Genomic DNA, 11,834 nt, shown 5'->3' with positions numbered 1-11,834 from the left:
ACGCTGCAGCGGGTCAGCGGCCCACGCGCTCGCTCTCGACCACCATGTCCAGCACATACGCGTAGGCCGAGGCATCGGCGGGCACGTTCTGGCGCTTGTGGCGCTGGATGCGCAGCACGTTGCGGATGCCGGGCTCGTGCTTGTAGCCCTCGATCTCGCTGTAGAAGTTCTCCCACTCGCCGGTGGAGGTCTTCACGCCGTTGTCGCCGTAGCGGATCTCGCGCACGCGCAGGCACTGGAAGTCCTTGATCAGCGGGTGATTGCAGGCCGTGCGCTGGGGGGCCACCTCCAGGAAGATGCGCTCGCCGGCGCTGCCGTACTGGGTCTGGGCCGTGGGCGAGCCGTCGAACTGCCAGCGCGTGCCGTCGATGAAGGTGAGCGTCAGGCGCGCAGGCTGCTTGCCTTCGCCCAGTTGCACGGACCATTGCTTGGCCGTGGGCAGGATGCGGGCCACCTTTTGCTCCAGCGCCATCAGTTGGTCGTCATCGCAGGCCATCAGCGTGCTGGCGGCGCGTTGCGTGGCGATGCGGTTGCCTTCGGTGCGGTAACCCGTGGTCACCACGTTGCACAGATTCTTGACGGCCAGGCGCTGGTCGGCAAATTCCAGTTGCAGGGGCCGCTTGCGCGAGGAGGCGGTCAGGAACCAGCTCTGGTCTTCGGTGCCCTGGGGCGTGAAGGCCTGGCGAAGATTCCAGTGGTAGGCTGTCAGCGATCGGGCATCACCGGGCGGGCCGGCAGGGGCCGACGCCTGGGTCTTGGCACCTTCTTCGGCATTGCCGCCCTTGTCGATATGGCTGCAGGCGCCGAGCCCCATGGTAACGATCACGGGCAGGCACCAGGTCCAGCTTGGCTTCATGTTGAATTCCTTGGTTGATTGGGTCAGACGCTGACACAGGCGCGGCGGGCTTTGACGGCCTGTTGGCGCGGCGCAGGCCCGCACCGGCCTTGGGCGAATCCGGGCACGATAACGCAGATGTGCCGCGCCGCCTGTCAGAACGGGGCGCTATTCACATTCGTTTGCATCAATTTGATGCAGGAAGAAAACCGATTGCAGCAAAGTTGGCGGCCGATGCATGGCGCTCGGGTGAGAATAGGCGGCCAGCCGCCATGCCATCCGCAGGCTGCGGCGCCGGAGCAAGGAGCAGGTTCGTGTATCGACGTTGGAGTGCAGCAAACAGGGTGCGTGGCATGCGCTACGCGGGAGCTTTGGCCATCATTGCAATGCTTGCGGGCTGCGGCTCGACCATTCCCCAGCATGTGCCCGTGCAGGAGAGCTTCGGCTCCACCGAGACCTTCTCGCGAATGTTCGATGCCTCGCCGGCCCAGACCTGCGAGGCCGCGCGCCGCGCGCTGCTGAGCCAGGGCTACATCGCCATGGCGCGCACGGCCGAACTCATTGAAGGCAGCAAGAGCTTCCAGCCCGACCCCGAACTGAACCTGCAGATGAACATCCGCGTGGTCTGCGTGCCGGAGACCGCCGACGGCCAGGTCAGCATCGGCTTTGTCACGGCGCTGCAGGACCGCTATACCTTGAAGAAGAGCGCCAACTCGGCCAGCCTGGGCGTGGGTGCGCTGGGGTCGGTGTCGCTGCCGTTCTCCTCGGGCAGCGACTCCATGGTCAAGGTGGGCAGCGAGACGATTGCCAAGAGCGGCTTCTACGACAGCTTCTTCGAACTGGTGTCGCGCTACCTGGCGCAGGACCGCGAATCCGTCGCCGTGCCCACGCCCGTGGCGCCGCACAACACCATTCCCTCGGCCGACCACTGAAGCCGGCGGGCGCCGGCCCCGTTCAGGCCACCAGGAACAGCGCCGGGTCCACCATGGTGCGGTTGAGCATCACGCCCCAGTGCAGGTGCGGGCCGGTGACACGGCCCGTGGCGCCGACCTTGCAGAAGGCATCTCCCGTGTCCAGCCGATCGCCCAGCTTGCACTGCACGCTGCTCAGATGGCAGTACATGCTCAGCAGGCCGCCGCCGTGGTCCAGCCACACGGTGCCGCCGTTGAAGAAATAGTCGCCCACATCCACCACCTTGCCCGGCAGCGGCGCGACGACGTTGGTGCCCGTGGCTGCCGCGATGTCCATGCCGCTGTGCGGATTGCGCGGCTGGCCGTTGAACACGCGGCGCAGGCCGAAGCTGCTGCTGCGCCGGCCCGGCACGGGCTGGCGCATGCGCAGGTCGCCAGGGCGTGCAGGCGGCTCGGTGAACAGCGCCATGATGGTCTGCTGGTGGGCACGTTCACGCTGGTAGCGGGCATCGTCCTCGGGTGACAGGTCCACGGTCTTGGGCGAGACCTTCAGGCGCTGCTCGGTGTATTTCTTGTCGCGCACTTCGTAGGGCAGGGTGCGCGGTGCGCCTTCGCCCTTCACCGTCACGCCATGCGTGCCGGGCGCCACCGACAGCGCAATGCCGACCACGGCCGTCCATTCGATCATGTCGCCCACCACCAGCACGGGCACGTCGCCGGCCAGCACCTGGGGCCGCTGGGCCGATGGTCCCAGCGACAGGCGGGCCACGCCACCGGGCACGCGGCTGTCATGGGGCCAGGGGGATTCGATGGATGGGGCTGCGGCCTTGGCGGCCCAGGCGGGAACGATCAGGCCCGCGCCCGAGGCGCACAGGGATTGCACAAACAGTCGGCGGGAGCGGGAATTCGTCGTCGGTATCTGCATGGGGGAAGCGGGGGGCTGTGGTCGAGCGCCCCATTGTCCGCCATGCCGGCGCGCCAACTTGCCACCGCCTCAACGGCCCCGACGCCCCAAGGCGCTTGCGGGCCGCTCAACGGTCCCGGCGCTCGTCGCGCCCGCCGCGCCGCTCCTGTGGGCGGGCCGCGTTGGCCATGCGCTGCTGTTGCTGGCGTTGCTCCTGCTGCGCGCGGGCCTGCTGCTGCTGGGCACGCGCCTGTGCCTGTGCCTGCTGTGCTTGCTGGGCCTGCATGCGTTGCTGCTGGGCAGCCTCGAACTGCTGCTGCCTTTGCTGCTGCGCCTGCCGCTCCTGCATCTGGGCCTGTCTTTGCGCCTGCTGCTGGGCCTGTTGCTGGGCCTGCATCCTGGCCTGGATCTGCTCCTGTGCGCGTGCCTGCTGCTGTTGTTGCTGCTGCTGCTGCATTTGCTGCTGGCGCGCCTGGTCCTGGGAGCGCTGCTGCAAGGCCTGGCGATCGCGCTCGGCCTGCTGGCGTGCCTGCGCTTGCGCTTGCGCCTGAACCTGGGCCTGGGCCTGGTCACGCGCCTGATCCCGCATCTGCGCATGGGCCTGCATCTGGGCCTGGCGCTGCTGTTGCTGGCGCTGCTGTTCCTCGCCGCGAAGGCGGGCAGCCTGCGTCTCCATTTGCTGCTGTTGCTGCTGGCGCTGGCGCGTTGCATCGGCCATGGAGCGGTCACGGTCCTGCCTGTCCTGGCCGATCTGCCGGTCCTGTGGCCTCATGCCCTGCTGCGTGGCTGCGGAAGACCAGGAAGGCACGCGGGAGTCGCGGCCCCTGTCACCCTGCATGGCTGCCGCAGGCAGTGCTGGGGCGGGTCGCTGCACGGCGCCCGATGCGGATGAGGGGGTCGATTGCGCAGACTGAGGGGACTGTGGCCACTTGCCGAACTGGCCCGGCTGCGAGGCCGGCACCGGGTTCATCCGGGGCTGCAATGAGGCCTGGGGCCGGTCATCAGGCCTGAGGCCCGGGCGTCCGCGATCGGCGCCATCGTGCCGGGCAAATCCCTGGGTGCCGCCGGGCGGCACCATGCCTTGGGCGGACGGGGGCGGGCCGCCCTGCGGCGGCCTCAGGCCCAGGCGTTGGGGCATGCCGGAGTGCGCTGCTGCGGCGGCGCCGGCCATGCCTGCGGCACCGGCCAGGGCCGCGGCTGCCATGCCGCCTGAACGTGGGTCACCAGAACGAGGGTCGCCCGAGCGAGGATCACCGCCTTGCTGCGGGAAGTCAGGGCGGCGCGGCTCGAAGTGCGGGTTGTTCGCGATGTGGGTGACGTTGCCAACGTTGTTGATGTGCGTGTTGTGGATGTTCTGCACCACCGTGGTCGAGCGCGAGACATAGGTGTTGTTGTTGTAGATCACGGCCGGGCGGCGCGAGGGCGGTGGCGGCGGTTCGTTGCGGTGCCAGCGGTAGCCGGGCTCGCCCCAGCGCATGCCCCAGGAGTTCCAGCCCCAGGGGCGGCGGTCCACGGACTCGGCCAGGATCACGCCTGCGCCGAAGCCGATCAGCCCCGCCACCACGGGCGCGGCCGAACTGCCCACGTACACGGGTTGCGGCGCCACGATGGGGCGGTATCCGCCGTACATGGGCACGGGCTCGCCATAGACCACGCCCGGGTCGTACTGCGGCACATAGACGGTGTCAGGCTGGGCAGGTGCGATCTCGATGAATTGCGGCGGCGTGTCGATCACCGGCACGGGCAGCATGGATGACAGCGGCTCGCCCACGGCCTGCGGTGCGGGCTGGGGCACGGGGGGCGGGGCATCGGCCGTGGCCACGGCCACCTTGAGCCGGCTGGAGTCCTTGAGCGTGCCGGCCTTGTAGGCGCGCTGGCGCATCACCTGGATGGCGTTCATCACATCGGCCGGATCGTTGTAGTAGGCCTTGCCCAGGGCCGTGGTCCAGGGAATGTTGGAGGACAGCTGCGCCAGCACATTGGGAAACTGCGCCAGCGACTTGACCGAAGGGTCCCAGTCCTGGCTGTTGACGGCGTTTTGCAGTTCCTCGGGCTTGAGGCCGGGGTTCTGCCCCATCCACACCTCGGCGGCGCCGACCTGGTCGGGATAGGTGGAGGCGGCCAGCACCTGGGCCACGAGCTTGTCGGGGTACAGCGCAATGGGCGCCACCATCTGGTAGAGCGTCTCGGCCGAAGGCGGCACATAGGCCACGGGCACGGCGACGGGCTGGGCGCTTTCGGTGGCAGGCGGCAGCGGCGCGCTGGGGGCCTGCGGGGGCTTGTCCTGGGATTCGTTGCAGGCGCTCAGCGCCAGGGCGGCGGCCAGGCCCAGCACGCTCAGGCGCAGGGCGCCAGCGTGGGAAGTCGAGCGGGCCGTGGTGCGTGCTGTGGGCACGGCGGATTGCAGCATTGCGTTCTCCTGGGCAGGAACGCCTTGCGCGCCGCAGCGGCAAGGCACATGTCATTTGAACGCCAAAGTGCGCGCTGCGTTGACACCGGCGTGTCAGCCGATGCCCCCAGTCCGCGCAACTTCTGTGACGCGGTGTTTACCCAGGCTGAATCAGGCCGCGATCCAGCCGCGCTCAGGCCACGATCAAGCCGCGATCAGGCGGGCCTGGTAGCTCTCGGCACCCTTGGACCAGGCCAGCAGGCGGTCGATGTTGGGGTGCTTGCCGGGGAAGGCGATGGCGTCCTGCGTGTGCTCGGCATACCACTCCAGGCCCAGCTCGGCGGCGGCCGGGGAGATGCTGCCGCCGTACAGCGCGGCCAGCGCGTGGTACACGGCCAGCGAGCCGGTCTGGCCGGGCTTGTTCTCGATGGTGGCCACGACCTGGCCTTGGGCGTCGGCCAACTGCAGCGCGGCGAGGTGGGTGACGGTGGGCAGTTGCTGAAGGCGTGCGGAGAAGTTCATGCTGAAAGGCAAATCAAAGGGAAAAGAGTGAAAGGGACGGGTCAACCGGCGCCGGGCGTTCTGGTGTTTCAGTGGCTGAGTGGTTCCGTGGTCAGGCCTTGAAGGCAATCCAGGCGCACCAGAACAGGCTGGAGAAAAAGCGCTTGGGCTGCACGAAACCGGCCTGGGCCAGCATCTGCTCCACCACCTCCTCCGAGGCCGGTGGAGCCGCGCCCTGCCGGATCTTGCCGAGTTTCGCATGGACGGCGGCCTCGTCCACGCCCGCCATGCGCCAGCGCATGGCCCAGGCTTCGAGGAACAGCGGCTCGCTGTCATAGCGGTGGCGGTTGCAGGCCAGGATGAAGGGCGCCCCTGGCGCCAGCCGCGCCGACAGGGCCTGCAGCAGCCGCAGCTTGTCCGCGTCGTCAGGAATGTGGTGCAGCACGCCGATCAGCGTGGCCGCGTCGAACACCGTGCCGGCGGGCAGATCCTCCGCCGCACAGGGTGCTGCCCGCACCCGGTCCGCCAGGCCGGCGGCCGCGATGCGGTCCATGGTCTGGTCCAGCATGGGGGCCGAGGGGTCGGCAGCCGTGAACGTCCACTGCGGCCTGAGCCGCGCCGTGGTCAGGATCTCCTGGCCCGTGCCACCGGCGCCGCCAATCAGCACCGACTTCGGCCCGGCATCCAGGCTGGCGGCCAGCAGGCAGGCGGCCAGCTCGTGGCAGGCGTCGTAGCCGGCCAGGGCGATGCGGCTTTGCGTCTCGTACTCGGCCGCGCGCGAGGTGTCGAACTTGGCGGCGGAAGCCGCCTGTGGCAAGGCTTGGTTCATGGCCTGGCATTGTGCTGAGGCCATGGTCCCTGCAAAAGCGCCGATGTGCGATGGCCCACCCCTGCAAAGCAGGATGGTGGGCCATCTTCCGGGAGGAGCGGTGCCGGTGCCCGTCAGCGGGCCATGCGCCTACTTGCCCCAGGAGTCCTTGAGACCCGTTGCGCGGTTGAACACGGGCTTGCCCGGTGCATGGTCCTTGCGGTCTGCCACGAAGTAGCCGAAGCGTTCGAACTGGAACTTGTCGTCAGGCTGCGCGTTGGCCAGAGAAGGCTCCACATAGGCGGTCACCACCTTGAGGCTGTCCGGGTTGAGCAGCGCCAGGAAGTCCTTGCCGCCCACATCGGGCTGCGGGTCGGTGAACAGGCGGTCGTACAGGCGCACCTCGGCCTGCACGCCGTCGGCCACGCCCACCCAGGTGATGGCGGCCTTGACCTTGACGCTGTCCGCACCCGGCGTGCCGCTCTTGGTGTCGGGCACCACGGTGGCCAGCACCTTGGTGACGTTGCCCTCGGCATCCTTCTCGCAGCCCGTGCACTCGATCACGTAGCCGCCCTTCAGGCGCACCTTGTTGCCCGGGAACAGGCGCTTGTAGCCCTTGGGAGGCACTTCGGCGAAGTCCTCGCGCTCGATCCACACCTCGCGGCCCAGCGTGAAGCGGCGCACCGGCACCTGCTGGCCTTCGGCGGCGTGGGGCAGGGCGGGCAGCTCGCAGGCTTCCAGGTGCTCGGCACTGCCGAAGACCTCGGCCCAGTTGGTCAGCTCCAGCTTGAGCGGGTCCAGGGCCACCATGCCGCGATGGGCCTGGTTCTCCAGGTCCTCGCGCAGGCAGCCTTCCAGCGTGGAGTAGTCGATCCAGGCGTAGTCCTTGGTCACGCCGATGCGCTCGCAAAAGGCCTGGATGCTCTGGGGCGTGTAGCCGCGGCGGCGCAGGCCGACGATGGTGGGCATGCGCGGATCGTCCCAGCCGCTGACGATGCCGTTGTCCACCAGGTGCTTGAGCTTGCGCTTGCTGGTGATCACATAGGTCAGGTGCAGGCGCGAGAACTCGTACTGGCGCGGCTGCGGCGCGGCGATCAGGCCACCTTCGCGCAGATGGTCCAGCAGCCAGTCGTAGAACGGGCGCTGGTCCTCGAACTCCAGCGTGCAGATGCTGTGGGTGATGTGCTCCAGCGCGTCCTCGATGGGATGGGCGAAGGTGTACATCGGGTAGATGCACCACTGGTTGCCGGTGTTGTGGTGCTCGGCATGGCGCACGCGGTAGATGGCCGGGTCGCGCAGGTTGATGTTGGGCGATGCCATGTCGATCTTTGCGCGCAGCACGGCAGCGCCATCGGGCAGCTTGCCGTCGCGCATTTCGCGAAAGCGCGCCAGGTTCTCGGCCACCGTGCGGCTGCGGAACGGGCTGTCCACGCCGGGGCGCGAGAAATCGCCACGGTTGGCCTTCATGTCGTCGGCGCTTTGCTCGTCCACATAGGCCAGGCCCTGCTCGATCAGGTACTCGGCTGCGCGGTACATGAAGTCGAAGTAGTTGCTGGCGAAGTACAGGTTCTCGTGACCGTCGGCTTCCTTCCAGCCGAAGCCCAGCCAATGGACGGCATCAATGATGCCGTCCACGTACTCCTGGTCTTCCTTCTCGGGGTTGGTGTCGTCGAAACGCAGGTGGCAGGCACCCTCGTAGTCGCGCGCCAGGCCGAAGTTCAGGCAGATGGCCTTGGCGTGCCCCACATGCAGGTAGCCGTTGGGCTCGGGCGGGAAGCGTGTGCGGATCTTCGCCACGTCCACCTGGCCCTGGTTGTGGTGGTCGCCATCACCGGGGCTTCCACCCCAGCGGCGCTGGGCGTGGGTACCGTTGGCCAGGTCGGCCTCGATGATTTGGCGCAGAAAGTTACTCGGTTTGACCGGATCTTTGGAGATGGGGGAGGCGTCAGCAGAGCTCATCGCAGCATTGTAGGCGCCCGCCTGCCGACCCGCTCCGGACGGCTTTCGGACAGCCGCGCCAGACAAGGCTTGAGGCATTTGGAAACAAACTTGTAGGAAAGCCTGCCATCCGTAGACCCCTGTCGCGCGTTGAGAATGCAGGGCGTGTGCCGTCCCCCTGTGCCAAAGTACGGGGAGGCGGCACCAGCGGCAATGCCTGCCACGCCTGTCCAACTTCGAGGAGAGACACCATGACAACGACAGCTTCCCCGTGGGTTGCAAGAGCAGCAGCAGCCGGCCTGGCCATGGCCGCCCTCATGGCTTCGGGCGCCGCCCAGGCCCGGGGCGATGTGCAATGGTCCATCAGCCTGAATTCGCCGGGCATGTATGGCCCGCCCGTCTATGTCGCGCCTGCCCCCGTCTACGTGGCACCGCCCCAGCCCATCTACTACGCGCCCCCGCCGCCGGTCTACTACGCGCCGCGCGCCGTCTACCGCGCGCCGCCCGTCGTGGTCGTGCCCGGCTATGGATACGGATACGGCTATCGCGGCGGCTACCGTGGCGAATACCGCCATGGTCATGGTCATGGCCACGGGCATGGTCACTGGCGCCGTTGAACTGAACTGAGCTGAATCGACTCGTGCCGCCCTTCGGGGCGGCTTTTTACGTGGTGCCTGCGCTGTGGCCGGGCCGGGGATGGCCCGCATAATCCAGCCCGTTGGAAACCTGGAGTGTCCCCGCCGTGAAAACCGTCTATGTCCTCAATGGCCCGAACCTGAACCTGCTGGGCCTGCGTGAACCCGCCATCTATGGATCCCAGACCCTGGCCGATGTGCGTGCGCTGTGCGAAGCCGCCTGCGCGCGCTACGGGCTGGGGCTGGAGTTCCGCCAGAGCAACCACGAAGGCGAACTGGTGGACTGGATACACGAAGCCGGCCGCATGCACGCCGAAGGCCGCCTGGCCGGCCTGATCTTCAACGCCGCCGCCTACACCCACACCAGCGTGGCCCTGCTGGACGCCGTCAAGGGCACGGGCGTGCCGCTGGTGGAGCTGCACATCAGCAATGTGCATGCGCGCGAGAGCTTCCGCCACCACTCCTACCTGTCGGCCGCCGCGCGCGCCGTGATGTGCGGCTTTGGCGTGGCCGGCTATGGCCTGGCCATTGACGCTGTCGCCCAGTGGTGAACACGCCTGCCGCCATAGAGCGCCTGCGCGCCCGGGCGCGGCGCCTGACCACGCCGCTTTCCGCCGCGCAGCCCGAAGACGGCCGCATGGTCTGGCATGTCTGGGGCGAGCCCCGTACGGGCGTGCTGCCCATCGTCATGCTGCACGGCGGCAGCGGCAGCTGGACGCACTGGCTGCGCTGCATGGACGCGCTGCTGGCCCAGGGGCGCCAGCTGTGGATACCTGACCTGCCAGGCTTTGGCGATTCCGATGGCGTGCCGGGCGGCCAGGATGCCGACACCCTGGTCGAGCCGCTGCGCCAGGGCCTGCGGCAGCTGCTGGCCGATGGCCGCGCGACCGCCGCCCCGCTGTGTGATCTGGTCGGCTTCTCTTTCGGCGGCATGACGGCCGGCATGCTGGCCGCCGCCGATGGCACGCTGGCCCGGCGCCTGGTGCTGGCCGGCGCGCCCGGCATGGGCGTGGGCAAGGGCCTGGCCGTGCGGCTCAAGGGCTGGCGCCACCTGGCCACGCCCGAGGCGCAGGCCGTGGCCCACCGCTACAACCTGCAGGCGCTGATGCTGCATGACGCAGGCCTCATCGACGAGGACACCCTGGCCCTGCATGTGCTCAACGTGGAGCGTGACCGCCTTGCGCGCCGCCGCCTCTCGCACACCGACGTGCTGGCGCGTGCCCTGCAGGCCGTGGACGGTCCCGTATGGGCCATCTATGGCGAGCACGACGCGCTCTACCCGGGCCCGATGATGCAGGAGCTGGCGCAGGCTTTTGCACGCCATGCGCGCGACTTCCGGGGCCTGGCCCTGGTGCCCGGCGCGGGCCACTGGGTCATGCATGAGCGGCCCGATGCCTTTGTGGCGGCATTGACCGCCGCGCTGGATGCCTGAGCGCATGCGGCCCATCGAGCTGCACGAGGTGCAGTGGACCGCCATGCGCGCTCAGGGCGCGGGCGGCCAGAACGTGAACAAGGTCTCCAGCGCCGTGCACCTGCGCTTTGACGTGCGTGCCTCGCGCCTGCCCGAGGCCGTGCAGCAGCGCCTGCTGGCCCTGCGCGACGGCCGCATCACCAACGAGGGCGTGGTCGTCATCAAGGCACAGCAACACCGCACGCAGGAGCAGAACCTGCGCGCCGCGCTGCAGCGGCTCAACGTGCTGGTGGCCGCGGCCTATCCCGAGCCCATCCTGCGCCGTGCCACCCGGCCCACGCTGGGATCACAGCGGCGCCGCCTGGAAAGCAAGAGCCGGCACGGCGCCACCAAGGCCCTGCGCGGGCGCCCGCGCGACGATTGATCCGGATTGACCCGGCCAGCGCAACAATGTGTGCTGCCGCTGGCGGCTTGGCGCGGCGCCCGGGCGTCCCTACATTAGGGGGATGCAAGACTCCCACGCTCCCCAGGTTTCCACCGCTGCCCAGGTTTCCTCCGCTCCCCGTGCCCGGCTGCCCGTGCTCTATGTCTCCCACGGCTCGCCCATGTTCGCGCTGGAGCCGGGTGAAACCGGCCCCGTGCTCGCGCAATGGGGCAGGGCGCTGCGCCAGGCCCACGGCCCGCTGCGCGGCGTGGTCGTCATGTCGCCGCACTGGATGTCGCACGGCGTGGAAGTCATGACCGGGGCCAGGCCCTCCACCTGGCACGACTTTGGCGGCTTTCCGCCCGCGCTCTACGAACTGCAGTACCCGGCCACCGGCGCCCCGCAACTGGCACGGGAAGTCATGGAGCGCCTGCAGGCCGCAGGCATTGCCGCCAGTGCCAACGCGCAGCGGCCCTTCGACCATGGCGCCTGGGTGCCGCTGATGCACTTGCTGCCCGATGCCGACCTGCCCGTGGTCCAGCTGTCCCTTCCCGCCTCTGCCGGGCCGGCCGAAACCCATGCGCTGGGCGCGGCCCTGGCGGGGCTGCGCGATGAGGGCGTGCTCATCGTCGGCTCCGGCAGCATGACGCACAATCTGGGCGAATTCCGGGGCGGCACGGGCGAGGCCACGGTGCGGGTGGACGACGCCGTGCAGGCCCTGCGCAGCCAGGATGGCCTGCAGGATGACCATGCCGTCGGCGGCTCCAGCGCCTCTTCGCCCTACGTGCAGGACTTCAGCCGCTGGATCGAATCGCGCCTGCAGGCGCAGGACCTGCCCGCGCTGCTGGACTATCGCTCACGCGCTCCCTCGGCCCGGCGCGCCCACCCCAGCGAAGAGCACTTCATGCCGCTGTACTTCGCCCTGGGTGCGGCTGGCGCCACGGCGCGGCCCCGGTATCTGAGCCGCGAAGTCACGTACTCCATCCTGGCCATGGATGCGATGGCCTTCGAGGACGCGCAGGCGGCATAACCTCCTGCCGCCACGGACTTGGCGAGGCGCCACAATGGCGCGTTGCCC

General features: G+C 68.9%; 12 protein-coding genes. 6 read left to right on the top strand and 6 right to left on the bottom strand.

Going from position 1 to position 11,834, the window contains the following annotated elements; all coding sequences use genetic code 11:
* Window positions 1-13: 13 nt before the first annotated feature.
* Window positions 14-856, bottom strand: a complete 843-nt coding sequence (locus tag ACFPFG_RS07740; RefSeq protein ID WP_183020337.1) for an META and DUF4377 domain-containing protein — start codon at window positions 854-856, stop codon at window positions 14-16.
* A 332-nt stretch (window positions 857-1,188) separates the two neighbouring features.
* Here ACFPFG_RS07740 and ACFPFG_RS07735 point away from each other — a divergent pair, with 332 nt between their 5' ends.
* Window positions 1,189-1,767, top strand: a complete 579-nt coding sequence (locus ACFPFG_RS07735; RefSeq protein WP_183020338.1) for a DUF2242 domain-containing protein — start codon at window positions 1,189-1,191, stop codon at window positions 1,765-1,767.
* Between the two features lie 22 nt (window positions 1,768-1,789).
* Here ACFPFG_RS07735 and ACFPFG_RS07730 read toward each other — a convergent pair whose 3' ends face one another.
* The 5 genes from ACFPFG_RS07730 to ACFPFG_RS07710 form a co-directional block, all read right to left on the bottom strand.
* Window positions 1,790-2,671, bottom strand: a complete 882-nt coding sequence (locus ACFPFG_RS07730) for a peptidoglycan DD-metalloendopeptidase family protein (protein WP_197956937.1) — start codon at window positions 2,669-2,671, stop codon at window positions 1,790-1,792.
* 106 nt (window positions 2,672-2,777) lie between these two features.
* Window positions 2,778-5,060 (bottom strand): DUF3300 domain-containing protein, encoded by a 2,283-nt coding sequence (locus ACFPFG_RS07725; protein ID WP_380105892.1) that lies wholly within the window; start codon window positions 5,058-5,060, stop codon window positions 2,778-2,780.
* 183 nt (window positions 5,061-5,243) lie between these two features.
* On the bottom strand, window positions 5,244-5,561 hold the full coding sequence (locus ACFPFG_RS07720; protein ID WP_312375766.1) for a DUF2322 family protein: 318 nt from the start codon (window positions 5,559-5,561) through the stop codon (window positions 5,244-5,246).
* A gap of 91 nt (window positions 5,562-5,652) precedes the next feature.
* Window positions 5,653-6,369, bottom strand: a complete 717-nt coding sequence (locus ACFPFG_RS07715; RefSeq protein ID WP_312375768.1) for a class I SAM-dependent methyltransferase — start codon at window positions 6,367-6,369, stop codon at window positions 5,653-5,655.
* 129 nt (window positions 6,370-6,498) lie between these two features.
* A complete protein-coding gene (locus ACFPFG_RS07710) occupies window positions 6,499-8,307 on the bottom strand; it encodes a glutamine--tRNA ligase/YqeY domain fusion protein (protein ID WP_380105889.1) in 1,809 nt (602 codons plus the stop codon).
* A gap of 230 nt (window positions 8,308-8,537) precedes the next feature.
* On the opposite strand from ACFPFG_RS07710, the gene ACFPFG_RS07705 reads away from it, so the two are divergent.
* The 5 genes from ACFPFG_RS07705 (at window position 8,538) to ACFPFG_RS07685 (ending at window position 11,786) form a co-directional block, all read left to right on the top strand.
* Window positions 8,538-8,903, top strand: a complete 366-nt coding sequence (locus ACFPFG_RS07705) for a hypothetical protein (protein ID WP_197956932.1) — start codon at window positions 8,538-8,540, stop codon at window positions 8,901-8,903.
* 125 nt (window positions 8,904-9,028) lie between these two features.
* Complete coding sequence (gene aroQ / locus ACFPFG_RS07700) at window positions 9,029-9,472, top strand: type II 3-dehydroquinate dehydratase (RefSeq protein WP_183020345.1); 444 nt, start codon at window positions 9,029-9,031, stop codon at window positions 9,470-9,472.
* The gene (locus tag ACFPFG_RS07695) at window positions 9,469-10,353 is read left to right on the top strand and encodes an alpha/beta fold hydrolase (protein WP_197956931.1); all 885 of its coding nucleotides are present in this window, start codon (window positions 9,469-9,471) and stop codon (window positions 10,351-10,353) included. Before aroQ ends, ACFPFG_RS07695 begins: the two co-directional genes overlap by 4 nt.
* Entirely contained in the window at window positions 10,346-10,756 is a 411-nt protein-coding gene (gene arfB, locus ACFPFG_RS07690) for an alternative ribosome rescue aminoacyl-tRNA hydrolase ArfB (protein WP_017405644.1), read from the top strand. Before ACFPFG_RS07695 ends, arfB begins: the two co-directional genes overlap by 8 nt.
* Window positions 10,757-10,838: 82 nt before the next feature.
* Window positions 10,839-11,786 carry a DODA-type extradiol aromatic ring-opening family dioxygenase gene (locus ACFPFG_RS07685; RefSeq protein ID WP_380105886.1) on the top strand — a complete coding sequence of 316 codons (948 nt, stop codon included), beginning with the start codon at window positions 10,839-10,841 and terminating at the stop codon, window positions 11,784-11,786.
* The last annotated feature ends 48 nt before the right edge of the window (window positions 11,787-11,834 follow it).

Source organism: Delftia deserti (assembly GCF_042653485.1).
GTDB lineage: Bacteria > Pseudomonadota > Gammaproteobacteria > Burkholderiales > Burkholderiaceae_C > Comamonas > Comamonas acidovorans.
Note: the sequence above shows the minus strand (reverse complement) of the source record. Positions and strands in the feature narration are given on the sequence as shown.